The 24,847-nt window shown below is 45.8% G+C and carries 16 protein-coding genes, 1 pseudogene and 1 CRISPR repeat array; of the genes and pseudogenes, 10 read left to right on the top strand and 7 right to left on the bottom strand.

Annotation, left to right across the window (positions count from 1 at the left end):
• Positions 1 to 181 precede the first annotated feature (181 nt).
• The 7 genes and pseudogenes from QZ918_RS11400 (at position 182) to QZ918_RS11370 (ending at position 9,935) form a co-directional block, all read left to right on the top strand.
• A pseudogene (locus tag QZ918_RS11400) lies at positions 182 to 1,450 on the top strand (transposase).
• Between the two features lie 45 nt (positions 1,451 to 1,495).
• Positions 1,496 to 2,968: a site-2 protease family protein gene (locus QZ918_RS11395; protein ID WP_293149924.1), complete on the top strand. Its 1,473-nt coding sequence runs from the start codon at positions 1,496 to 1,498 to the stop codon at positions 2,966 to 2,968.
• Positions 2,953 to 3,252 (top strand): hypothetical protein, encoded by a 300-nt coding sequence (locus QZ918_RS11390; RefSeq protein ID WP_293149922.1) that lies wholly within the window; start codon positions 2,953 to 2,955, stop codon positions 3,250 to 3,252. Before QZ918_RS11395 ends, QZ918_RS11390 begins: the two co-directional genes overlap by 16 nt.
• 476 nt (positions 3,253 to 3,728) lie before the next feature.
• The gene (locus QZ918_RS11385) at positions 3,729 to 4,256 is read left to right on the top strand and encodes a hypothetical protein (protein WP_293334820.1); all 528 of its coding nucleotides are present in this window, start codon (positions 3,729 to 3,731) and stop codon (positions 4,254 to 4,256) included.
• A gap of 315 nt (positions 4,257 to 4,571) precedes the next feature.
• Positions 4,572 to 5,654, top strand: coding sequence for a DUF6745 domain-containing protein (locus QZ918_RS11380; protein WP_293334817.1), 1,083 nt, complete (start codon positions 4,572 to 4,574; stop codon positions 5,652 to 5,654).
• 414 nt (positions 5,655 to 6,068) lie between these two features.
• Complete coding sequence (gene sat / locus QZ918_RS11375) at positions 6,069 to 7,250, top strand: sulfate adenylyltransferase (protein WP_293334814.1); 1,182 nt, start codon at positions 6,069 to 6,071, stop codon at positions 7,248 to 7,250.
• Positions 7,251 to 7,724: 474 nt separating this feature from the next.
• Positions 7,725 to 9,935 carry a caspase family protein gene (locus QZ918_RS11370; protein ID WP_293334811.1) on the top strand — a complete coding sequence of 737 codons (2,211 nt, stop codon included), beginning with the start codon at positions 7,725 to 7,727 and terminating at the stop codon, positions 9,933 to 9,935.
• Positions 9,936 to 10,097: 162 nt separating this feature from the next.
• Here QZ918_RS11370 and QZ918_RS11365 read toward each other — a convergent pair whose 3' ends face one another.
• Positions 10,098 to 11,399 (bottom strand): valine--pyruvate transaminase, encoded by a 1,302-nt coding sequence (locus QZ918_RS11365; RefSeq protein WP_293334808.1) that lies wholly within the window; start codon positions 11,397 to 11,399, stop codon positions 10,098 to 10,100.
• 363 nt (positions 11,400 to 11,762) lie between these two features.
• A CRISPR array of direct repeats spans positions 11,763 to 13,561; the repeat unit is 37 nt; unit sequence GCCGGAAAACCCATAAAACCCTATTAGGGATTGAAAC.
• A 175-nt stretch (positions 13,562 to 13,736) separates the two neighbouring features.
• Between QZ918_RS11365 and QZ918_RS11360 the strand changes: the two genes are divergently transcribed.
• Complete coding sequence (locus tag QZ918_RS11360; protein ID WP_293334805.1) at positions 13,737 to 14,570, top strand: Tab2/Atab2 family RNA-binding protein; 834 nt, start codon at positions 13,737 to 13,739, stop codon at positions 14,568 to 14,570.
• Between the two features lie 677 nt (positions 14,571 to 15,247).
• Here QZ918_RS11360 and QZ918_RS11355 read toward each other — a convergent pair.
• Positions 15,248 to 15,454: a hypothetical protein gene (locus tag QZ918_RS11355; RefSeq protein WP_293149903.1), complete on the bottom strand. Its 207-nt coding sequence runs from the start codon at positions 15,452 to 15,454 to the stop codon at positions 15,248 to 15,250.
• Between the two features lie 207 nt (positions 15,455 to 15,661).
• Between QZ918_RS11355 and QZ918_RS11350 the strand changes: the two genes are divergently transcribed.
• On the top strand, positions 15,662 to 16,534 hold the full coding sequence (locus tag QZ918_RS11350; protein ID WP_293334802.1) for an S-methyl-5'-thioadenosine phosphorylase: 873 nt from the start codon (positions 15,662 to 15,664) through the stop codon (positions 16,532 to 16,534).
• Between the two features lie 89 nt (positions 16,535 to 16,623).
• Here QZ918_RS11350 and QZ918_RS11345 read toward each other — a convergent pair whose 3' ends face one another.
• Positions 16,624 to 17,850: a tetratricopeptide repeat protein gene (locus QZ918_RS11345; protein WP_293334799.1), complete on the bottom strand. Its 1,227-nt coding sequence runs from the start codon at positions 17,848 to 17,850 to the stop codon at positions 16,624 to 16,626.
• Between the two features lie 76 nt (positions 17,851 to 17,926).
• Here QZ918_RS11345 and QZ918_RS11340 point away from each other — a divergent pair, with 76 nt between their 5' ends.
• Positions 17,927 to 18,421, top strand: coding sequence for a WbuC family cupin fold metalloprotein (locus QZ918_RS11340; RefSeq protein WP_293334796.1), 495 nt, complete (start codon positions 17,927 to 17,929; stop codon positions 18,419 to 18,421).
• On the opposite strand, the gene QZ918_RS11335 is transcribed toward QZ918_RS11340, so the two are convergent.
• From QZ918_RS11335 to QZ918_RS11320, 4 genes are all read right to left on the bottom strand, one after another.
• Positions 18,411 to 18,659, bottom strand: coding sequence for a hypothetical protein (locus QZ918_RS11335; protein WP_293334793.1), 249 nt, complete (start codon positions 18,657 to 18,659; stop codon positions 18,411 to 18,413). The two genes, QZ918_RS11340 and QZ918_RS11335, sit on opposite strands and share 11 nt — an antisense overlap.
• A gap of 29 nt (positions 18,660 to 18,688) precedes the next feature.
• Positions 18,689 to 19,177 (bottom strand): hypothetical protein, encoded by a 489-nt coding sequence (locus QZ918_RS11330; RefSeq protein WP_293334790.1) that lies wholly within the window; start codon positions 19,175 to 19,177, stop codon positions 18,689 to 18,691.
• A 261-nt stretch (positions 19,178 to 19,438) separates the two neighbouring features.
• Entirely contained in the window at positions 19,439 to 21,265 is a 1,827-nt protein-coding gene (locus tag QZ918_RS11325) for a sensor histidine kinase (protein WP_293334784.1), read from the bottom strand.
• A 472-nt stretch (positions 21,266 to 21,737) separates the two neighbouring features.
• Complete coding sequence (locus QZ918_RS11320; RefSeq protein WP_293334781.1) at positions 21,738 to 24,821, bottom strand: sensor histidine kinase; 3,084 nt, start codon at positions 24,819 to 24,821, stop codon at positions 21,738 to 21,740.
• Between the last annotated feature and the right edge of the window lie 26 nt (positions 24,822 to 24,847).

Below are 24,847 nucleotides of genomic sequence, written 5' to 3'. Positions count from 1 at the left end.
AACTTCATTAAGTTTGTAAGCATCAATAAACAATATAGCGGTTCTCAAGCGTGGTGAGGTATGCCCACGGAGACCTATGCCCAATCGTACCTCATCTTTCTGAGAAAGGCTATAGTAGTATCATATAGTCAAGAAAGTCAAACAAGGAAATGTTGCTCTCGTTAAAAGATGGAGGCCCTGAATGCAACTAGCAGAGAGGCATATCATTAAATCTACAGAACACCGTTTCGCCCAGATTGATGAATTAGCTTTTAAATCCAAAAATCTCTACAATGCTGCTAACTACGTCATTCGTCAGAGTTTTGTTTATGGATGGAGTTACATCAATTATAACGAAATGAATCGTTTGATGAAGTCTCATCAAGCATACAAGGCTTTGCCAGCTAAAGTCAGTCAGCAAATCTTGATGATATTGGACAAGAATTGGAAATCATTTTTTGAAGCGGTTAAAGCTTACAAAACTGATCCATCTAAATTTACTGGTAGCCCAAAACTGCCGAAGTACAAAGATAAGGTCAAAGGGCGAAACATTCTCGTGTACACGATACAAGCAATTAGCAGCACGCAGTTGAAGAAAGGAATCATCAAGCTTTCGGGTACGGAAATTTTAATCAAAACCAAAGTAAATCCCGCTCGTATCTGCCAAGTTAGGTTGGTTCCCAAATGTGATTCATATGCGATCGAGGTAATTTATGACAAGTCGGAGTCCACCCTGGACGATGATAAATTTGTAGCTAGTATTGATTTAGGACTGGATAACTTAGTGGCGTTAACTTCAAATCAGCCGGGTTTTACACCTCTCCTGATTAACGGGCGACCATTAAAATCAATCAATCAGTTCTACAACAAACGTAAAGCACGGCTACAAACTCAATTAAAAGGGAGTCGCAAGAGTTCGCCTCGCATCCAACGATTGACTCGCTGTCGCCACCAAAAAATTGATAATTACTTGCATCATACCAGTCGCCTGATTGTTGACGTTTTAATAGCAAAACAAATTGGGGCGTTAGTAATTGGCAAAAATGCACAATGGAAAACTGAGATTGATTTGGGAAAGCAAACTAATCAGAACTTTGTCAGTATTCCTCATGCTCGACTAATTGAGATGTTGGAATACAAAGCTCGATTGGTGGGGATTAAGGTCGTCGTACAAGAAGAATCTTATACGTCTCGGTCTAATTTTCTCGGCTTAGATCCAATCCCTGTCTATGGAAAGATAGATAAGGATATTTTATTTAGTGGTAAACGGATCAAAAGAGGCTTGTACAAGACATCGGTAGGTCAATTAATTAACTCCGATGTTAACGCTTCTTACAACATTTTGAGAAAAGCAATCCCAAATGCGTTTAGTGATGGGATAGGTCGTGGGCGTAGTTCAGCCAAGGCGGGTCAATCCGCTCAAAGTAAAGTGAAGGGGGAGGGACTTGATGCCTCCCATGTCATGTCATAAATGACTATACTTTTACTAGCTATTGAGAGGCATGGAATAAATATTATGTTCTTTTTACTATGGTTGCTTGTACTGGGGTTGATATCTTACTACTTGTTGCAGAGCAGCACCAGCCGCATCACGCGAACTCCGGTATGGCTGCTGTGGCTGGTAATGATGGCGCCGGCGCTGATTTGGACTGGTTGGCTTTTAGTTAACGGCGCGAGCAAAAAAGTACCGCCCGAGTTGGTAATTATACCTTTTCTGGTTTGCCCTTTTTTGTACTGGTTTTTGGTACAGTTGGGGCGCAAGCAAATTATCGCCTCCACGACTGAGCAGGTAGCAGGTTCTGATGGTGAACCGACAGAGCCCAAACCGCCCCTGCGCCCGATCGATTCCGAGGAAGAAGCGAGCTTGCGCGATTGTTTTCCTTGGTCAATTTACTTTTTGCGAGATTTAGAATTTCGCCCGCAGGCTGTCATTTGTCGGGGACAGTTGCGGACGAACCCGGAGGCGGCTTATCAGGCGATTCGGGAGAATGTCGAGAAGCATTTTGGCGATCGCTTTTTAGTCATATTTCAAAATAGCTTGAGCGGTCAACCTTTTTTTGCCATAGTTCCCAATCCCAGCCACCAATCCGGAGAAAATTCGGTCAAAACTGAATCTGTAACCAGGCCGTTTTTTGCCTTAGCTTTGGTGCTGATTACGGTGTTTACGACTACAGTTGTCGGCTCGCAAATTGCTGGAGTTACTGAAAAAATCTTGCAGTCCAACCCGTATGTGTTGCTTCAGGGTTTGCCTTATTCCTTGGCTCTCATTACAATTTTGGGAATTCACGAATCCGGTCACTATTTAGCTGCCAGATTCTACAAAATTCGCACGACTTTGCCTTATTTTATTCCGGTTCCTTTTTTCTTGGGAACTTTTGGCGCATTCATTCAAATGCGGAGTCCAATTCCCAACCGCCGAGCTTTATTTGATGTCAGTATTGCCGGCCCGCTGGCGGGTTTAGTCGCGACAGTGCCGTTGTTGATTTGGGGTTTGGAGCATTCGACAATTGTACCGCTGTCTGACAAGTCGGGAATGTTAAATTTTGACTCTTTTAGTCCGAAATTTTCGCTGCTGATGACTTTGTTGAGCAAGTTAACCTTGGGCGGCGCTTTCAATGCGGAAACTGCGATTCATTTGCATCCAGTAGCGGTGGCGGGTTATTTGGGTTTGATCGTGACAGCGTTTAATTTGATGCCTGTGGGACAACTCGACGGCGGGCATATTGTACACGCAATGTTTGGCCAGCGGGCTAGTATGGCGATCGGGCAATTTGCCAGAATTTGTATGCTACTGCTTTCTTTTTTGGAACAAGGTTTGCTGTTGTGGGCAATTATTTTGTTTTTGACGCCCCTCAACGACGAACCTGCGTTGAATGATGTCAGCGAATTGGACGATAGGCGAGATTTTTTGGGGTTGCTAGCGATCGGGCTTTTGTTAATTATTTTGTTGCCAGCGCCCAAGATACTCATTCAGTGGTTAAATGTTTAGAAGGAAGAGAAAATAGGGAGCATCTCTTTTTTGTCATTAATTATTGGGCATTGGGCATTGGGCATTGGGCATTGGGCATTCAGTCGGTAAACAGTCAACTGTCAACTGTCAACTGTCAACTGTCAGGGAGCATATCTGCGGAGCTGGCAAAAAGTATGTTTTACTACGATTTGCGAGCTGAGAAGAGCACTACAAATGCTTTGCACGCTCGATGCTTCCTGGAAAGATGCCAGAGAGAAGAAGGCTCGCTTCGGCTACGCTGGCTGACAAGTCGCTCAGGATAAAAAGAAGGAATAAAAATCAGGATTTACTTATCGTCGCGAGATAGAAAAAAGAGAGAGGTTCACAAATTCCTCAAGGATTGCTATTGAGAGCCTCTCAGTTTTGTCTTTATAGTGCTGTCCCCGATCGCCCTGGCTTTGTGTAACCCGTGCGAGGGGGGACAGCACTCACATAAAAAAATGCTCTTTATAAAAATGAGATGCTCCCTTGCTATTTAAGCTAGTTTATCATTTTTCAACTCAATTTCTATCTCAAAGTGATGTTTATTTTCACCAGAAAGACTTGGTTGAAATCCACTTCCTTTGAGGGAAAAATTAAAATCATACTATTCATTACTCCAATCCTCTTCCTTCTAGTTAGAGATCGCTCTCAAACTGTCAACTGTTGAACGAGTTATCTGATAAATATGTCCTACAGAACCTTCACTTTCCAACAATTACAAGAGCGGTTTGGATTGGAGATGTCACTCAGTCCAATTTTGAGTGCCAAAATTATTCCTTTAGAACCATCCCAATGGCTTTGGAGAGCTCTCGAAATTAGTTCTAACACTGCTATAACAACAGCAAAAGAACGTTCGGAACGGATTATTTCTCCTATATTGTTAGAATTTAGAGAAAAAAATCACAGACAATTTTCTATTTTTTCCGGTTGGGCATTTGATGTAGATGTTTCTCAGGGATTGCATGGAGAATGCGACTTTATACTGTCTGGGACACCGTTGAATTTTGAAATTAAAGTTCCGTTTTTTGCACTTAGAGAAACAAAAAGCGGAGAAATAGAATCTTGTCTGCCGCAGTGTGCTGCACAAATGGTGGCGGCTCAGCTATTTAACGAACGCCAACAAAATTCAATTCCTGCCGTATTTGGCTGTGTAACTTCGGGGGTAGTCTGGCGGTTTCTTAAATTAAAAGGAAAGAATTTAATTATTGATGATGATGTTTATTATCTCGATAATCTTCCTGTAATTTTAGGGGTTTTGCAAAAAATTGTTAATTTATACAAATAATCTATATAGCCTTTCTCACTAACATGAGGTACGCATGGGGCATAGGGCATGGGGCATGGGGCATGGGGCATACCTCACTTTTTTGAGAACCGCTATAATTACTATCCTAAAATAGGTTTGTAGTGAGGACTTCAGTCCTTCTCTATTTTTGAGGAATGAAGCGAAGAAGAGGGCGAAGCATGACCGCATATAAGTTATTAGTTATAATTCCATATTGACTCCGGTCATGCTTCGCCCCTACAAACATATTTGGAAAAACCAGATGCAGGCGGAACGATCGCACTTAATTAATTTTTTGACTGGAAATTAAATAATATGAACGTACCAACGATCGCGCTAACTCCCGAACAAGCAGCCCTAACTCCCATTTATCGCGAAAAGTGGCGGCAAATTGGACTGTCGATCGCACTTCTCGATCGCCCGATGGCGACAGCGGCTATCAACACCGCCTACAACATCATCGGCTTGGGCGAACCGGAAATTATTTTCTGTGACAGCCCTTACATAGCTTTGGAAGCTCTTGAACGGCTAAGGATACGCGATTCTGGTTTGGAAACTGGTAGCGAAATTCGAGACAAAATTCATAATGAATTGTACGATACACTCAGAAGTCAGCTCAACCGGAAACTGGAAAATCAGATTTACAGCCAACTCTATAACCCGCTGTACGCTCAACTGATAAGTCAATTCCAAATTCATATTAAAGACGAAGTTTATGCCCAATTAGCTAAGAAGTTGGGCAGCAGATTTCACCAATTTTTTGTCAAGATAACCTATAATAATAACTGGATATTATCCGAACTTTCTGCCTGTCACGGAAGTTGGGTAGATTTTTGTATAGAGGTCTTAGGATTGGAGTGCGATCGCTCTTTGTACTCAGCCTTTAAAGCCTTAGTCGAAAACTGCGGCTGGATTTACCCGTTTGAGGAAAAGTGCTTTGTGTGCGATCGCCCGCAAAAAATTCATTTTGACAGCGAATATTTGCTCCACGCTTTATGTCAGCCCGCCATCGAATTTGCTGACAAATTCAAGGTATACTCTTATCGTGGCGTGCTGTTACCGGAAAGCATCGGTCAAGTTGCGCCGGAGTTGTGGGAGGCTTCATGGCTGCTAAGAGAAAAGAATGCGGAAGTGCGGCGAGTGTTGATTGGGGCGATCGGCTATCCGAGGATTTGTCAAGAATTGCAAGCAATAGAATTGGATACTTGGCAAGAATATACTTTGTTGAAAATTGAGAATGATGTTGACATAGAACCCATATTTTTGTTGAAGATGACTTGTCCGAGTACGGGACACATTCACGCTTTGCGAGTGCCGCCAAAAGTGCTAACGGCTAAAGAAGCAATTAGCTGGGTTAATTGGGGAATAGCACCCGAAGACTTTAGCGTGCAAAGTTGATATCGCGGGCGATCGATTAACCGCACTACCAGCAGTTCGTCGTGCCGTTCGTAGTGCGGACTTCAGTCCGCAGCAATTTGCGGACTAAAGTCCGCACTACAAACCTTTTTTATGGCGGACTAAAGTCCGCACTACAAACCAGCCGTTCGTAGTGCGGACTTCTGTCCGCAGCAATTTGCGGACTGAAGTCCGCACTACAAACCTTTTTTAGGATGGTAATCGATCGCACATGAATCGCACATGATAGGACAGGAAATTTGAGAGTTTTGATGGCGAGTTTGCAGTTTAAAGAATCACAGCCCGCCTTCACCAGCATTCTGCACAACTCCAGAAAAATTAAAAAATAATGTAGATTTATTGCCTGCGCTTGGTAGTATGTACTCTGGCAGCTAAAACCAACAACTTCAAATCGACATGAGCCAGCATTCAGACCGCATTGCCCCTCACGGCGGCATCCTGGTCAACCGCATTGCTACACTAGACCAAAGACAAGAATTTTTCGACAAAGCAGAGTCCCTGCCGCGAGTCCAGCTTTCAGATCGATCGATCTCTGACTTGCAAATGATCGCAATTGGCGCCCTGAGTCCTCTCAAAGGGTTCATGGCAGAAGCTGATTATCGATCGGTAGTCAAAGAAATGCGCCTCTCCAACGGTCTCCCGTGGTCGATTCCCATCACCCTTTCCGTCAGCGAGGCCGTCGCCGACACCCTCACCGAAGGCGCCCTAGTCCGCCTCGACTCCCCGGCTGGCGAATTTGCCGGTATCTTGGAACTCTCAGAAAAATACCGCTACAGCAAAGAAGAAGAAGCCCTCAACGTCTACCGTACCGACGACCTCAAACACCCGGGCGTCCAAGTAGTAGACCAATCCGGGCCAGTTAACCTCGCAGGCGAAGTTTGGCTGCTGGAACGCGAACTAGATGCGCGGTTTCCGCAATACCAAATTGACCCGGCGAAATCGAGAATACTTTTCAAAGAAAAAGGATGGAAAACCATAGTTGGTTTCCAAACCCGAAACCCCATCCACCGGGCCCACGAATACATCCAAAAATGCGCCTTAGAAACCGTAGACGGATTATTTTTGCACCCGTTAGTCGGGACAACTAAAGATGATGATATCCCTGCTGACGTGCGGATGCGCTGCTACGAAATTCTGCTAGATAAATACTATCCAAAAGATCGCGTAATTTTGGCAATTAATCCGGCGGCTATGCGCTACGCCGGCCCCAGAGAAGCAATTTTTCACGCTTTAATTCGCAAAAACTACGGCTGCACTCACTTTATTGTCGGGCGCGATCACGCTGGAGTTGGCGATTATTACGGCACCTTCGACGCCCAACACATTTTTGACGAATTTGAACCCTCTGAATTGGGAATTGTGCCGATGAAATTCGAGCACGCTTTCTATTGCAAGGTGACGGAACAAATGGGTACAACGAAAACAAGTCCCAGCACTCCCGAACAGCGGGTGCATTTGTCGGGTACGAAAGTCCGCGAGATGCTGCGCGCTGGAAAATTGCCGCCGCCGCAGTTTTCTCGACCCGAAGTCGCCGCCGAATTAGCGAAGGCTATGAATATTTTCAGTTACGAGATTTAAGTCTTGAACTTTGGTATTGGTGGCATTCTGAATTGTTTTGAGTTTGGGGTTTTGAGTTTTAAATTGTCAAATTTAAGCTTGAAACTCAGGGTGCATCTGATTTTTGAAGAGGGCTAAGCATGACCGCATATAGCAATCCTAAATAATTTCCATAATTGTTGTTGTAGGGGCAATCCCCCCGTGGTTGCCCGGATAGTGCTGGGGTAGGCACGCACCATCCACTACCCCTACAAATCTTCATGAATGATTTAGGATTGCTATATAAGTTATTACTGATAATCTCATATTGACTCCTGTCATGCTTCGCCCCTACACACATATTTGCTTGCCCACAGATGTACCCAAAAATCAAAAGTTAAAACTTAAAAATTATCTTAAGAATTAAGGATCGCAATCTAATTGAAATCCCTTAAGATGAGGATTGAGCGGTATTTAACTTGAAATTGAAAACATAAAATTCAAAACTCTTTAAAAATGGGACTCAAGCGGCGGGAATTTTTGCAGCAAGCTGGCCGGGTGCTGGCCGCCATCGGAATCAGCGAGGCTGGATGGTTGCGGTTGGGCTCGCGCTACTTGGAAGCTTTGGCCCAGCCAACAGCGCGTAAATTGGCTTTGTTGGTGGGAATCGATCAATATTCAGAGTCGCCGCTGCACGGCTGTGTGACGGATGTGGAATTGCAGCGTGAATTGCTGGTATATCGGTTCGGGTTTGCGCCGTCGGATATTCTGACTTTGACTGATGCTGGTGCTACCAGGGAAAATATCGAGACGGCTTTTGTAACTCATTTGAGGGAACAAGCAAAACCGGGTGATGTGGTGGTTTTTCACTTTAGCGGCTGCGGTAGTCGAGTTAGTTTTGGGGACTCTCCGGGAAAAATGCAAAACAGTTTGGTGCCGGTGAATGATGTGGTACCGCTATTACCAAACGGATCGGTCAACGATATTTTAGAGGAAACGGTGTTGCAGTTGGTACGATCGCTCGCCACAGAAAATGCGATCGCCATCCTCGACACCAGTCACACCTACCCAGGTTTTCTCAAAAACGGCAACTTTCGCATCCGTTCGCGTCCGCGCCCCACCATCGGGCAGCCAAGCGTCGCAGAATTAACGTTTGCCGAAGGTCTCCAGTCTGGCAAAAACAACAGTAGTGCGATCGCCCTGCTGAGTGCGGCGGCCAATTCCCAAATCGCTGGGGAACAAGAGTGGAACGGATTTACTGCGGGTTTGTTTACCTACGCCCTCACCCAAAGTCTGTGGTTAGCGACTCCGGCTAGCAGTTTCAGCGTCAGTTTTAGTCGGGCGGCGGGTACAGTCGAGCAAATGGCGGGATTATCGCAGCAACCGCAAATTCGCCCTGACAATTTAACAACCGCGCCGGCACTGAATTTTGCCACAAGTTTAATGTTAAATTCCGCTGCTGCTGACGGGGCTGTGACGGCGGTGGAAGATGGCGGCAAAACTGTGCAGTTGTGGCTGGGCGGGTTGTCGGCGGGGGTTTTGGAGTGCTGCGAGGGTTCGGTGTTTGCGGTGGATTCGTCGGTTAAGTCGATCGACAGCGATTCCCTAGAGGATAGCAGCTATAGTTCGCGACTGTTGCTGCGGGCGCGCACCGGTTTGTCTGCGAAAGCTCAAATTTTAGATAAGCTCGATCGTACACAAGGGCAATTAACAGCCGGCGATTTAGTGAGGGAAGAAATTCGGGTATTGCCGCGAAACATCGGTTTAACAGTAGCTTTAGACTCTGGTTTGGAAAGAATCGAGCGGGTGGATGCTACCAGTGCTTTCGCAACAGTGCCGCAAGTTTCAGCCGTAGGAAGCGAGCAACCTGCCGACTTTCGGTTTGGGAGAGTCCCGGAAACCATTGTCGCTCAAACTCCTGGGGCTTACGAGCCTGCTTTGTATCAAGGGCGCTACGGCTTGTTTTCTGTCGGCCAAATGCCAATTCCCGACACCCAGGGCGACGGTGGAGAAGCGGTTAAGGTGGCGGTACAGCGGTTGATTCCGCAGTTGAAAGCATTGCAGGCGGCGAAGTTGCTGCGCCTGACTGTCAACGAGACATCTTCGCGGCTGAAGGTGCGGGGGGTTTTAGCAACTCTGGCGCCGCAAGCCCGGGTGATGGTGCAGCGGGAGTCGGTGCGGGCGAGTGATGATTATCGCTTCGAGCCCCTGAGCGCGGAAAGCGAGAAATCTAGTAACTTGGGTATACTAAGTGTGCCAACGGGCAGCCGAGTTCAGTACAGATTATATAACGAGAGCGATCGCCCGGTTTATGCTGCCGTATTTTCCTCGGATCCTGCTGGACGGTTGTTGGCGATGAATTATCAGCCTGAAAGTAATGCTGGTGCGATGTCAATGGCGATCGCCCCTGGGGATAATTTGAGTGTCCCGGTGGCTGGGGCTTTGGGCTTAGCGGTATCGGGGGCTTTAGGTTTGGCGGAAACTTTTATTATAGTTAGTGAGAAGCCGTTCGATCGCACTTTAGCTGCAATAGCAACGGAAATGCAGCAAACAAGGGATACTTTGCCGGTGAAGTTGTTGAATCCTTTAAATGTGGCGCGGGCTGTGTTGGAAGATTTGCACGCCGCTAGTATTCCGGGCGTGCAGAAACTGGGAATACCGACGGATAATTTGGCTTTGGATGTGAATGTTTGGGCGACTTTAAGTTTTGTTTATCGAGTGGTTTAGTTTTAGGAATTGGGGAAGAAGGAAGAAGGCGCTTCCGGTTTAATATCAAAAGGTTCGTAGTGCGGACTTCAGTCCGCATAATGCGGACTAAAGTCCGCACTACGAACTCATTTTATTGCAAAAGGTTCGTAGTGCGGACTTCAGTCCGCTAACAACAACAAATCAAGATTGATAAACCTTTTCCACCAGTTGAGCCAAACGTTTCATCGCAGTTTCAATCTCATCATTTGTCGCAGTCAAACTAATCCGCAAACACTCGTGCTTGTGCTGCCAATCTTCCCGCAAACCAGGGAAAAAAGAACTTCCCGGTACGACAATTACACCGACTTTTTTCAATTCTTGATACATTTCCCAATCAGTCATCGGCAAATCTTTGAGCCACAACCAGGCAAAGATTGCTCCTTCGCCTCGGTGCAAAAACCAGGGCAAATCCTTCGGCATTGCGTGTTCTAAAGTGCTTTCAACTACTGTAAATTTGCTTTGATAGTACGGGCGAATTACGTTGAGAGAAATGTCAGCTAGGGCGCCGGACTTAATGGCCCTAGTTGCGATCGCCTGTCCGTATCTCGGCGAGTGAATGCACATATTGGTCTGAAAAGATTCTAAGGTTTTAATGATGCCTTCATCGCCGATCGCAATTCCGATTCTTTCACCCGGCAATCCGGCCTTTGACAAACTCATGCAGTGAACGATATTGCCGCCAAAAATCGGCTTCATTTCGGTAAAGTTCAACGCGGGGAAAGGAGGCCCGTAGGCGGAATCGACTAACACCGGCACGTCGAAAGCGGCTGCTAAATCTGCTATTTTCTGCACTTCGTCGTCGGTGAGAACATTGCCGGTGGGGTTGCAGGGACGGGAAAAGATGACGCAACCGCTGGTTTCATCGATCGACAGTTGACTAAAATCCGGGCGATATTTGAACCTGTGGGCGGCTGCATCAATATCTAGCGTGGGTTTGCAGGCGATGACTGCTTCGGGAATTAGGCTCACGCCGCCGTAACCGGTGTAGTCTGGGCTTAACGGCAGGACGATCGACTTTAGGTTGCGGATTTGAGATTTCGGATCGGAAGTGTCGGCGATTGGTGCAGTGTAGCCTCCGAAAGCATTGGCTGCGTAGAAATAGATTGATTGACTTCCCGGAGTAATTAAGATGTTGCGATCGGTCAAACTGAGATTGTAACGCTGGTTAAAATCGGCCAATACTGCATCGATAAACGGCTGATAACCTTGGCTGGAACCGTAGCGACAAACAACTTCGCCGTATTCGGGACTCGATAAAAGTTCCGCCGTGCAATCGCGCCACAACTGCTCGACTTCCGGCAATATCACCGGGTTTCCGGCGCTTAAGTTGATAAATTCCTGCCCGTGGCCGGCCCTGAGTGTTTCAATAATATCTTTCATAATTGCCCGAACTCCTGTGAGTTGGGACATTTGAGTGCCAAATTGTGTGAGGGCAGGATTCATGATGCGGCGAGGATGATAGAGGTTGACGGTTTATTTATCATAGCTTTTGTGCGATCGGTCTCAGGATAGGATAGATGCTGTTGGTTCGATCGCACAATATTTTATGGCTGAGATTTCGCTAACCAGTAGGTGTAAAAATTGAGTTGTGAAATTTTCAGGCTATAATGTAGATAGTGCAAGGGTTTGAGGCTCTCTATCTAAAAAAGAGGCTAGCGAAATCGCTGCGATCGTTGACAGATAAGGATTTGAACGTAAGATGCCAAGTCATGGGTTGACAACTCGAAGCCTGAAATGGTACTTTAGGATGAGGTTAGCGAAACTGAACCTTGAAAACCAAATACAGCAAGGCTTCTGAAGCGGGCGGCCGGAAAACCCATAAAACCCTATTAGGGATTGAAACAAATCGCCTTTTTGATAATGGGCGATCGCATCCGTGAGAAATAGCCGGAAAACCCATAAAACCCTATTAGGGATTGAAACGAGACGTTGCATCCCCAGTGGTTCTGCAAATACGACTCAAGCCGGAAAACCCATAAAACCCTATTAGGGATTGAAACTCTCGTGTAAACACCTTTTCCGTATTCACGTCTCGGCCGGAAAACCCATAAAACCCTATTAGGGATTGAAACTGGGCGAAGAAGCTAGCGCTAAAATCGCCGACCTCACTCAGCCGGAAAACCCATAAAACCCTATTAGGGATTGAAACAAAAGAACAAAAAGATATAGCAAAGAATGCGGTCAGGCCGGAAAACCCATAAAACCCTATTAGGGATTGAAACTCTTTACACTTCTGAGCCTACATCTTCTGCAATTGAGCCGGAAAACCCATAAAACCCTATTAGGGATTGAAACAAAAAGTCAACTGTTGATAAAAATGGCGAATATCAAAGCCGGAAAACCCATAAAACCCTATTAGGGATTGAAACTTCCCCACTCATCACGAGTGCAGGTACCATTGCAAGCCGGAAAACCCATAAAACCCTATTAGGGATTGAAACCAAGGCACGGCGATACTTACGGAATCCGATACACCTCAGCCGGAAAACCCATAAAACCCTATTAGGGATTGAAACTGACCTTCGGGTCTACCAAGCGCGTAATACCCTAAAGCCGGAAAACCCATAAAACCCTATTAGGGATTGAAACAGCATACAAAAAGCTTTGAAACAATCAATTGTCAAAAAGCCGGAAAACCCATAAAACCCTATTAGGGATTGAAACGCTTCTCTGATGATGATTCGATCCCAAACATGGCGCCGGAAAACCCATAAAACCCTATTAGGGATTGAAACTCCCACACCTAAGAATTTATTGCTAAGTGCTGCGCCGGAAAACCCATAAAACCCTATTAGGGATTGAAACATTTTCATTAAACAGTCGATCGGCAAAGAAACCCTGCCGGAAAACCCATAAAACCCTATTAGGGATTGAAACATTCTTGTTTTCCGATCGCCTTCAGCAAGAATAAAGCCGGAAAACCCATAAAACCCTATTAGGGATTGAAACTTGCAGGATATGTGGGTAGGGGCGTACTGGAAGCGCCGGAAAACCCATAAAACCCTATTAGGGATTGAAACTCAACTTGAATCCTTGATTAGATTTGATTAAACAAGAGCCGGAAAACCCATAAAACCCTATTAGGGATTGAAACTCCTTCCCTTCAAACAGTACCTCGGTATTAGAGACTGCGCCGGAAAACCCATAAAACCCTATTAGGGATTGAAACAAATAGTCTGACCAGAAACACCGAATTTCTCTCCGCCGGAAAACCCATAAAACCCTATTAGGGATTGAAACCTGCGGAAACCAAAATTAGCATCTTGGACTTCGTAAGCCGGAAAACCCATAAAACCCTATTAGGGATTGAAACTGTAGAAACAGCCCACATCGAAGTATACGACATCACGCCGGAAAACCCATAAAACCCTATTAGGGATTGAAACCCATGAGGTAGCCCCGAATTATTGGGATTTGCAAGCCGGAAAACCCATAAAACCCTATTAGGGATTGAAACTCACGCAACTGACTAAGCGGTCGGTTGCGAACTGTCAAGCCGGAAAACCCATAAAACCCTATTAGGGATTGAAACCTCTTCCCTCTGATGCTATTGAATTTGCTGCATCAAGCCGGAAAACCCATAAAACCCTATTAGGGATTGAAACCTGCCCTTCCTTGTTTACAACGTTTACCACCTTGGCCGGAAAACCCATAAATCCCTGTCTAGGGCTTGAAACGACGGTAAAACGTAAGCCCCCGCGAGAAAACCGCAAAATCCCGATCGCGGATTCAAACCAGATTAAAATAATCGAGTCAACTTGACTTGATTTTTTAATTCCCATGCGTATTTGGCAAGCCGATTTCTACCGCCGCCCTCTCCGAGACGAAACCGGTAAACCATTGTGGGAACTTCTCATCTGCGACTCGGCACAAACATTTCAATTTAGCGCCCTTTGCCGGCAGTCGGAAGCCAACTCCCATTGGCTAGCCGCCCAATTCCAGCAAGTTCCAAACCAGAAATTGCCCGACACAATCCAAGTATTTCGACCTCAGTCTCTCAGTTTAATCGAAGCTGCGGGCAAAGTTTTGGGCGTCAAAGTAGAAGCAACTCGGCGCACCGCCGCCCTGAAAACCCTCCTGCAAAAACGCGATCGAGAATATTCCAGTCTGCCTAATTATACTAATGAAGCTTATCGGGCGATCGACCTAGAAACTCCTCCACCCATCCCCCTACCCGAAAATCTCTGGGGCGATGGCTGGCGTTTTGCATCCCTACCCGCCGGCGACATTGTAGAAGCCTTCGCAGGGCGTCCCATCCCAATCTTAGAAATGCCCGAATTGCTATTACCTCTAAACTTAGGTTTAGCCTCAACAGTGCCCGTGCCCGGAGTTGTAATTGACGGCGGGCGACAGTCAATGCGCCTAGCCAGATGGCTTCAGGAAGCCAAACCCTTCGCCTTGAACTATATCGCCGGAGCTCCCGACGGATTGATTTTGGAAGCTGGATTAGCCGATAGATGGGTTGTCGCCACCTTTGAAGATAGCGAAGTAAAAGCCGCCGCCGAAACTTACCAACAGCGCAAACAATCGAGTAAAGGATTGCATTTCCTCCTAGTCCAGCCAGACGATAGCGGCATGACTTATACAGGCTTTTGGCTGCTAAATTTTAATTAATAATCCTAAATCTGTAGGGAAACGGCATTGCCTTTCGCATTGTCAATTTAAGGTTGAAACCCTCAGAAATCTCGTTTATCCGTGAGGCCCGATCCCCCTAAATCCCCCTTAAGAAGGGGGACTTTGAGTGTTTCTCATCCCCCTTCTTAAGGAAAGATACGATTGCTAGATTTGATGAATCTCCTTTTAGGGACTTTGAGTGCTTCTTGTCCCCCCCTTTTGAAGGGGGGCTAGGGGGGATCTAGCCTTAATCGTTAGACAGAAGACTCGCAGTACAGTTTACCAAATAATCGTAGGGTGTGTCGCCACCCAAAATCCCTAACTACCTACCGACAATCAAGAGAGCGACGCACCCGATCGCAATGAGAGGTTGTTTCCTCAAATCTTGTCGGTGCGTCGCTACGAGATTTTGAATCTTTTTTAGGGATTATTCATGGCGACACACCCTACAAACACTTTTGGCTGCTGAATTTTAACTTGTAATAGTTAATGCCGAATCCTGGACATCCGCAGCCAGTCAGACTGTAAAAAAAACGATCGCCCTTTCTAGCTGCGGACAAATGAAACTATCCGAGATTATCTTATTTTTTGTTTCAAAATTCGATCGCCAAAATCAGATTATGACCCGCAACAAGAGCAACCAGATACAGACTGAAGCATCCTGTTTAAAAGTCTATCTATTCCACAACCAGAATCAATCCATCTTGGATGCCCTGATGCACTCGGTTAATCTGACACCGATCCTTTTCGTTGAGACGGTTTGTCGAAAGCATTGCAGACTTCAGCAGCCGCCTGTCGAGAGGCGTAATTTGGCGGAAAGCAAAGATTCGTTGGACGATCGCCTCGATCGCGATTTTAGGTACGCTAGCAGAACTGACTGTCATTTTTTTAACACCCTGAAAATAGATAACAGAACCCTGTACCTTTATTTTTAAAGATTTTGTAAAGATACATTGTGATTAAGATCATACATATCTTGTGACAAAACAGTGTATAAACGATTGCAATCGCTATAAAAATTAAATTATTTTAACGCAAACTTAACAATAGCTCGATAGAATCAATGTTGTAAAACTGAGGCAGAGGGTAAAATGGCACAGGCAAAAATCGGCATTATCGGCGGCAGCGGTTTGTATAAAATGGAGGCCCTCAAGGATGTTGAAGAGGTAAAAATTGATACACCTTTTGGCGCGCCATCTGATGCAGCCATTGTGGGAACCTTAGACGGTACGCCCGTTGCATTTATGGCCAGACACGGCCGCAATCACACTTATTTGCCCTCGGAAGTGCCGTATCGGGCAAATATTTATGCCATGAAGAGTTTGGGAGTTGAGTATTTAATCTCAGCGTCGGCGGTTGGTTCCCTGAAAACAGAGGCCAAACCTTTAGATATGGTAGTGCCAGATCAGTTTATCGATCGCACAAAAAATCGAGCTTCTACATTTTTCGGAGAAGGAATAGTCGGTCACATCACCTTCGGCGAGCCGATTTGTGGCGAATTGGCTAAAGTGTTAGTAAGCGCGATCGAATCCTTAAACCTCGCCGACGTTTCCCTGCATCGCGGCGGCACCTACGTCTGCATGGAAGGCCCCGCATTTTCCACCAAAGCAGAATCAAATCTTTACCGCAGTTGGGATGCGACAGTCATCGGGATGACAAATTTGCCGGAAGCAAAATTAGCCAGAGAAGCAGAGATTGCTTATGCAACTTTAGCATTAGTTACCGATTACGACTGCTGGCACGAAGAACATGACAGCGTAACTGTAGAAATGGTAATCGCCAACTTGCACCGCAATGCCGAAAATGCTCAAAAAGTAATTCAAGAAACAGTCCGCAGATTGAGTGAAAATCCTCCGGCTTCTGATGCACATTCCGCTTTGAAATATGCAATTCTGACTCCACTAGACAAAGTACCTCCCGCAACTAAGGAGAAAATGGGTTTGCTATTGCAGAAATATTTGTAGTTGCAATAGTTTAGGTACGTTGTTGCGCTTGGGCGCCGGATTTAGCGCCCAAGCGCAACAACGTACCTTTTTTTAGACAATTACAATTATTAACCGATCAACTGCTTAAAGGTATCGTGTTCGCGAATATTCTCTAAATCAGCTTCAGTTTTTGCCAACTCTTTACACAAATTAGGATTGAGATTCAGGGCGCGCTTTAAATTTTCAATTGCTAAATCAATGTTACCTTGGAGCGCATAACATCGAGCTTTGTTGTACCATATTCTGTAAAAGTCAGGTCTAATTTTAGCAGCATTGTCGTAGGACTCGATCGCCGCTTCGTACTTTTGCAATTTGGACAGTGCCACGCCTCGATTGTTCCAAGCGTCAGTATAATCATTTTTGACTTGTAGAGCTTGATTGTACGAAATTACTGCTTGTTCGTATTCCTGCATTTTGGAAAAGGCAACGCCTCGGTTGTTCCAAGCGTCGGCGTAATCGGGTTTAGCTTGGATGGCTTGTTCGTAACAGCCGATCGCCTCCGGGTACTTCTGCAACTCCAACAATACCACACCTCGGTTGTTCCAAGCATCGGGATAGGTCGGGCGAATTGTGGTAGCTTGTTCGTAGGATGCGATCGCCTCTGGATACCGCTGCATTCGAGTCAGCACAACTCCCCGATTGTTCCAAGTATCGGCTAAATCTGGCTGAATTTGCAGTGCTTGATTGTAAGCTGCGATCGCATCTTCATAGCGGTTTTCAAAGAAACAAGCATCTCCCTGTTTTGAATAGTCTGCCGCCGTCAATAACTGTTGATAATTGCCGTAGTTAACCGGAGCAAATTCTTGAAGTTGAGCATCCGGGAATAACAAATCTGTGTCTGCATCGGCTGGGTGACTTTGGTGTTGAATTTCACCTAAGATACTTTCAGCATCGGAAATTAATAGTTTTAATTGAGAGATGGTATCGTAGTGGAGACTTTCGATTTCTTGGCGAGCAATTGTTGTCTGCTTGGACAATTTGCCCAACAAAAACCAAACAATGACTCCGGCTGCTGTCGGAAACAAAGTTAAGGCAATTACCAACCCATTCAGCATTACTGCCGTGCGCCCAAAAGCAATATCCACTTCTTCTTGAACTCGATCGCGAATTTCGTCTTTGAGTTGCTGCTGGGGCAATTCCTGCTGAATTAACAGTCCCCCAGCCCTCGCTTGGGATGCAGAAACGGTACTGGTGCAGAGTAAAATAGTCAAAAGGGCGATCGGGCTAAGAGTTGTTCTAAAAATACTTGACAAACGCATTGCCTTAGTGATAAGCACCTGATTTGCGATTTTCATGTGTCAAGAAATGCTGGTAAAGATGATCTCAGCCTAGCCGATTTGTTCCAAAACTATTAAATACAGGATATCTGTTGTGCAGCCTTCTCCGATTAAGTGTTTGACGCAAGAATTGCTAGACGAAGTTGCAGTTTCCTCTCGCAGCAATCCTCGCGGGCGACAAAACTACAATTTCCACGACGATTTGTCAGAAAAGGTGCAGCGGTTTGTCAACGTGGTGCAAATGGGTACTTACGTGCGCCCTCACCGACACCTGCGCGCCCCGGAAGTGAACGGTTTTGAGTTTTTTGTCGTGATTCAGGGAGAAGTGGGTATTCTGATTTTGGATGAAAACGGTCAAATTTTGCGATCGTTCCGAGTTAGCGCGATCGGGCCCACTCGCGCCGTGGAACTTCCAGAGGGTACTATTCACACGTTGGTAGCTTTGGCTGCGGATACTGTGATTTTGGAGTTCAAGGAAGGGCCCTATGAGGTGGCGGCCGATAAAGACTTTTTGCCCGATTTTCCGGCTGAGGGTACTGAGACGGCGCGGGAATTAGTCGGGATTTGGGAAGCGGAATTTAAAAGTTGACAGTTGACAGTTGACAGTTGACAGTTGACAGTTGACAGTTGACAGTTGACAGTTGACAGTTGTAGGGGCAGTGGATGGTGCGGGCCTGCCCTCTTAGTTGACAGTTGACAGTTGACAGTTGACAGTTGATAGTTGGCGAACAAATGACTAATGATATCACGTCCGGTCGATTACCATAACAAAAACCGTTCGTAGTGTGGACTTTAGTCCGCAGTATGTTGCGGACTAAAGTCCACACTACGAACCTTACTTATTGCCGACTGCTTATTAATAACTAATGAATCTAATTGTTGTCATCCGATTGTATAAATCTGGGGCGGTGCGAATGATTTTTCTGAGAAGTTCATCTGTTACCCAAAAGATGATGGGAAAGGAAAATTTTTTACTGAACTCGCTGCATACTAGGTTGGTAGAACTTAGCAATCGATCGATCGGCTCTACCGACTCCAAACCGAGGATCATTAAAGCTGGAGGCTTTGCGCCGTCTACTTCTGCTGCGATTGTCGTGTAGAGAGATGTCGCCGATTTTGGCACAAACAGTTGCTGCGGTTTCTGGGTGCAAGTTGCTTGGAGGCGATCGACTATTTGCTGCCGCAAAGCCAGGGAGTTGCAGTGGACTAAAACGAAAGAAAAGTAACCTTGAGAAAGACGGATAGCCCGAGTTAAAGTTGAGAACGACCGCTCGTTATATTTGGCTGAGTCGTACCTCGCTGGATCGTTTTGATCTGTATTTTCTGAGCTGTTCTCGGCAAACATAAATAGCAGTTCTGTTCTCTAGTTTTAGGGATTTTCTATATTAAATGATGTTTATAAATAAAATATGAAGATCGATCAAAAAAAATTGGAAAATTATGCAGGCGATTATACCACTGGTTGAAATTAACATCAATAGTGCGATCGACTGATTTTTCTGCACCCGAGCTAAACGGATATAATACAATCAAACCCAGCAATAAAATGTAGTTAAGAATACAAAAAAAAAATCCCCGCTCAAATGTAGTTAAAAATACAAAAAAATCATCGGCTATTTTCAGCTAGGGGCAAAGTAAACCAAAAAATTGCCCCTGTACCGTGACTGCTAATTACCCCAATCTGCCCGCCGTGAGCGCCGATAATTTGCTTGCACAGGTATAAGCCCAAACCCAAACCGACGGAGTGTCTGGATTGATTGCCCCTAACGTAAAGGTCAAAAAGATGTTCGCACTGTTCCGGCAATATTCCCACTCCGTCATCTTCAACGCTACAGTAAATCATACTATTTGGGTAATTGGTAATTGGAAATTGGGAATTGGGAGTTGCTAATTTTTCTCTTGTTTGTTTAGTTGAAATTAAATTTATTGTATTTTCTGGTGAAGTAATTAGTTGAGCTGAAATTTTTAATTTTAATCCGGGCAGATTGTGTTTCAAAGCATTGGAAATTAAATTAGAAAAAACGCGCCACAACTGAGTATAGTCAGCATTCACTGCTGGCAAATCATCTGGCACTAAATTTGTAAAAGTAGCTTGAGCATCATTGATTAAAGGCTCCAAATCAGCCGCCGCAGCTTTCACTAGCGCTCTCAAATCTACCGCATTGCAGTGCAGAACTAAACCGCGCAATTCCCCAGCGTGAACTTCCAACAGCGAATTTATTAACCGCAATTGCTGCTCGCTACCTTGAATCATCCGCTCCAAAACAGAACGGGGAATTGCGATCGAATTCCCCGTTTTTGTCTGCCAATTCTTTAGCACCATTAACATTCCCGCTACCGGATTTCGCAAGTCGTGTGAAAGAGCGTGAATAAACAGCCGCTGCGATTCTTGGGCCTGTTTGCGCTGCGTGATATCCTCAATTAAACCCTCATAATAAAGCACGGAGCCGCTGCTATCCCGTACCACCCGCGCTTTCTCGGAGATCCAGACAATACTGCCGTCTGAGCGATAAATTTGCGACTCAAAATCCGATACTGTGTTGCTTTGCTCGATCGATCGCAAAAACTGATTTCTGCGTGCCGGATCGACATACAACTGTCGCTCAATATCCGTAAACTTTGCCGTCACTTCTTCCGGGGAATCGCAGCCGTAAATCCGCGCCAAAGCTGGATTAGCCGTAATGTAGCGCCCCTCGGGAGTGCTTTGAAAAATTCCCTCGCCCGCATTCTCAAAAATGCTGCGGTACTTCGCCTCAGCCACTTCCAACTGCTGGTAAGCTGATTGCAACTCGCGCCTGGTACTAAACTCTTTCCGTTGCAGGCATTCGTACCAATAAACCGACAAGTCGCAGATCAAACAAAACCAAAACAAATATAAGTAAAACCCGCTCAGCCGAAAAGCAGTATATTTCGCAAAACTTAGATTTAAAATTAAATTTATGCCAACATGGCAGAACAAAACGCCGAGTTGAGAAATCAGGTGAAGGCGCCAGCGGACTGGCATCAGTGTCGCTTGGGTGAGAAATGCTAAACTCCAAGTTAAAATTGGTAAGTCTCCGATTTTTGCTGCTGCCAATCCAAGCTGTACAACGACTGTTAACGACCACGAAAAACCCAAAAATAGTAAACCGGGATAGCGTTTTCCGAACGAGGTTTTTTGCAACACCAAACAAGTCAGCAAGCCAAGTTGTACAGCAGCGCTAGTGTACAAATAAACAATTTTAAATTCCCGGGGAGCGAAGATTGCTTCGCCCAGAAGATAGACAATTATTGTGAAGGCAAAAAAGATGGCAATTCTGACAGCAGGGCTCAGCCGATCTCGCAGGAAGCGATCGCGCCACACCTCGTAAACCGTTAATGCCTGAACTGATTTTTCATGGCCGGGATAGAACATATAGCCGAGTCTCACTAACATGAGGTACGAATAGGGCATGGGGCATAGGGCATAGGGCATAGGGCATGGGGCATGGGTATTGCCCGCATACCTCACTTTTTTTGAGAACCGCTGTAGGATTTTGGATTTTGGATTTTGGATTGAAGATTTGAAGATTGAAGACTAAATAATTGAAGATTGAATAATTGGGTTAATAGCGATTGTCTGAGTTGAATTTGCCCTCAAATGGATACAAGCGCCCGACTGTTGTCGTGTCAAAATTTTAGACTCAGAGTTAAACCTCCCATACCAATTTAAGGGCTCGCACTTGGGCTAAGGTACGTAGTTGCGCTTCAGCGCTTTTTCCCAATATTTGTAAAGAGCGCTGAAGCGCAACTACGTACCTAATTTGTCTGACGACAATAAAACCGCCCTGCTTATCAAGGGGGGTGCCAGGGCGATCGAGATATGTGCAGCCTCATCAAAAATTGGTACCACATTCATCTGTGAAGTAAATTAAAAATCTCAAATCTCAAATCTCAAATCGACTGACAGTCGGTAGCGAAAACCAGAAAGTCGAGCCACCTCCGGGAGTGCTTTCGACGCCGATGAAGCCGCCGTGAGCTTTGATAATTTGCTTGGAGAGGTAAAGCCCCAAACCCAGCCCTGTTAATTGTCGGCTATTGGGGTCTTGAACGTAAAGTTCAAACAGAGATTCCCGCTGTCTAGCGCTGATTCCCACTCCATTGTCTGTTACAGTGCAGCGAACCATTTTTACGGTAACATCCGGCAATTTGCTGCTGTTATTGCCAAGTTGACCCTGATAGCGGGGCAGTGGGCAACTGCCATCGAGGTGAAATTTGGCCCGGGTTTCTTGATTTTTTGGGGTGTCGAACATCCCCGTGCGATCGCCCGCAGCAGATGACAGGTTAGGGATACAGCGGGCGACGAAATTATGTCGGGACGTGAAAACCTGTGTATTTTCTGCAAAAATTAGTGCTTTTTCTACTTCAATTACCTCGGCTTTAAAAGTTATATTGACTCCCGGATGATTGTGCTTGATAGCATTGGTTAGGAGATTTTCTAGAACTCGCTGCAAGTGTTTGCTGTCGGCATTGACTTGTGGCAAATCTGCGGGTATTTCCAAAGTAAAAGTTGCTTGATTTTTTGCCAGCATTGGTTCTAAATCAGCAACAATTGCGGAAGTTAAAGACTGCAAATGCAGCGGTACTGTATTTAGGACAATACCTTGAACTTCGCTAGCGTGAGCGTCGAGTAAGGCATTAACCATTCTCAACTGGTGTTCGCTAGCTTCAACGATCCGCTTCAAGATCGATCGCGAAACCGCAATATGCTCTAGAGAGTCAGAGGCCGATTTGTTGAGCAAATTTTTCAGCAGGATTAACATTCCCATAACTGGAGTGCGGAGATTGTGAGAAACTGCGTGCAAAAATAAATCTTTCAGGCGATTGCTTTCTTGCAGTTCGTGCATTTTTTGCTGCAATTGGCGGGTGCGTTCCTCCACTTGAGATTCCAAGTTGGCATTGAGATCTTTTACTTGCTGCAAAAGTTTGGCTTGCTGGAGGGCGATCGCGACTTGGGTAGCCAGTTTTTCTAATAAATCAATTTCAAATTCTTGCCACTGGCGGGGCCCAGAACACTGGTTGACGGCCAAAATCCCGAACAATTGTTCCCCCAGAAAGATCGGCACACTTAAGGTCGCCCGAATTTGATAGTCGCTGTACAATTTGGCAATGATGTTGCTGACTTGCACCGTAGCAGTATCGGAGACAACTCGAATGAGGTTGTTAGCATAAAAAGCTTTCTGCTTTTCGATAAAACTTTCGTCAGCGAGCACCCATCCGAGAAGAGAAGGACATTCCACAGCGACAGACTCAGCAACAACTTTACCGCGCAACGGGTTAGCCAAATTTTCCCCGCCTCCGTCCATAATACCGATGAACACCCGGTCTGCCTTGAAAAATTGCCGGACTTCGGCAACAGTAGTGTTGAGAATTGCTTCGAGATCGAGGGAGTGGCGAATTCTCAGGGCCATTTCTGAGAGCAACCGATCGCGCTCCGAGGATGTTCGCAAAGCAGCTTCTGTGCGGTGGCGATCGGTAACGTCTTGGACTGTGGCGGCGATGACATTAGAATTAATTGCCGACTGTTCGCAGACAGTGCGCTCAGAGCCGTCGGCTAGTAAAATTCGGTAGTTAATGCAATAGGATTTGCGCTCAAATATCGCTTGACATTGCGATCGCGCCACCAATTCTCTATCATCTGGATGTACCGCCTGCAAAAAAACTTCTGGTGTTGGTTTAACAGTTCCCTGAGCCAAACCCAAGAGGCGATAAAGTTCATCCGACCACCGCAATTCGATATTGGATATATGATGTGCTGCTAATTCTGCACAGTTGGTAGTTGTGGTGACGGCGGCGCAATTTAAATTTAAATCCCAATTACCCAATTGAGCGATGCACTGAGCGTTAGCTAAACTAGCGTGAGCGTCGCGCAACATGGCCGCGGTTCGGTGTACCTCAACCAGAGCTTGCTGGCGTTCAGCGACAGCAGCAGCCAACATCAGGGCGACAATGGCGATCGTAGCAGTAAAAGCTTGTAAAAATAAAACCGCCTGTTGCAAATTTTCGCTTTTAACCAGAAACGGGCCGGCTCCCTGCACAGCTCCCAAAATTGCGATGCAAGAGACGATCGAATAAGCAAAAATTGCTCCCTGCTGTTGAAACCGCAGGGCAGCCCAAACTATGAGAGGAAAAGGCAAATATTCGAGCGGATAAAGAGCACTCGCCCCCTTTGTTTTACAACAAAAAACCAACCAACTCACGCTCAAAAGCAGAGTAAATAGAATGAGTGCTTCTAAATAATCAGCAATTAAAAATATAATTTTATGGCGAGTTTGGGGTTTATTTGATACGGTTAAATAATGAGCAGTTAACGATTGATAATTAGCAATTGATGATTCATAATTGGCAACTGGCAATTGGCACTTTAGCCAGTTAAAAAATGATAGAAAGTCAGTAATAATCGGAGGATTTATGGGAGATTTAAAACTTTTAATAGCGTGGTGTAAAGTCAGCAACACTGGCGTGACAATTAAAATTCCCATGCCGTCTCCGAGCCACGTAGTCCACCAGTTGCGAGAGAAATTGCTCCACTGAGCCCAACCAAAAAAGCACGTACCCAAGTTGCCGAGTGCAGAACCGAGCAAAGTAGACCCGATGACAGCGCCCGCCACCAAACCCAGAACATCTCGCAGTCGATCGAGCTTAGTACAAAATCCGATCCGCGCGAGCACAGCCTCCCCAGCCAGGGCTTGTACGGTGACGCTAAAAGCCGATGTCACAATCACGGGGGAGGGTATACCCGCGGCGAAGGTAGAGTTTAACAGTACCGAACCGAGGGCAATTCCCGGCCACATCCGTCGCCCTTGTAGCAACATTGCTGCCAGCGCGATGCCGGCGGGTGGCCACACGGGGGAGGCTTCGGCTTTCACCAGTCCCAGTAAGGACGCTGCGAGTTTTCCGGTGACAAAGTAAGCCAGGGCCAGGATGCTGGCGTGCAGAAGGGGTCGAGTCCGGCGGTTGAGCAGTTTCATTTTTGTGCGATCGAATCCTCCATTGC

Origin of the sequence: Microcoleus sp. CAWBG58, from assembly GCF_020883045.1 — a bacterium.
Classification (GTDB): domain Bacteria; phylum Cyanobacteriota; class Cyanobacteriia; order Cyanobacteriales; family Microcoleaceae; genus Microcoleus.
Note: the sequence above shows the minus strand (reverse complement) of the source record. Positions and strands in the feature narration are given on the sequence as shown.

Coding starts and splice junctions, on each gene's coding strand:
- QZ918_RS11395 (WP_293149924.1), top strand. CDS start 1,496: ATGTTCTTTTTACTATGGTTGCTTGTACTGGGGTTGATATCTTACTAC.
- QZ918_RS11380 (WP_293334817.1), top strand. CDS start 4,572: ATGAACGTACCAACGATCGCGCTAACTCCCGAACAAGCAGCCCTAACT.
- sat (WP_293334814.1), top strand. CDS start 6,069: ATGAGCCAGCATTCAGACCGCATTGCCCCTCACGGCGGCATCCTGGTC.
- QZ918_RS11370 (WP_293334811.1), top strand. CDS start 7,725: ATGGGACTCAAGCGGCGGGAATTTTTGCAGCAAGCTGGCCGGGTGCTG.
- QZ918_RS11365 (WP_293334808.1), bottom strand. CDS start 11,399: ATGAATCCTGCCCTCACACAATTTGGCACTCAAATGTCCCAACTCACA.
- QZ918_RS11360 (WP_293334805.1), top strand. CDS start 13,737: ATGCGTATTTGGCAAGCCGATTTCTACCGCCGCCCTCTCCGAGACGAA.
- QZ918_RS11355 (WP_293149903.1), bottom strand. CDS start 15,454: ATGACAGTCAGTTCTGCTAGCGTACCTAAAATCGCGATCGAGGCGATC.
- QZ918_RS11350 (WP_293334802.1), top strand. CDS start 15,662: ATGGCACAGGCAAAAATCGGCATTATCGGCGGCAGCGGTTTGTATAAA.
- QZ918_RS11345 (WP_293334799.1), bottom strand. CDS start 17,850: ATGAAAATCGCAAATCAGGTGCTTATCACTAAGGCAATGCGTTTGTCA.
- QZ918_RS11330 (WP_293334790.1), bottom strand. CDS start 19,177: ATGTTTGCCGAGAACAGCTCAGAAAATACAGATCAAAACGATCCAGCG.
- QZ918_RS11325 (WP_293334784.1), bottom strand. CDS start 21,265: ATGCCCTATTCGTACCTCATGTTAGTGAGACTCGGCTATATGTTCTAT.
- QZ918_RS11320 (WP_293334781.1), bottom strand. CDS start 24,821: ATGAAACTGCTCAACCGCCGGACTCGACCCCTTCTGCACGCCAGCATC.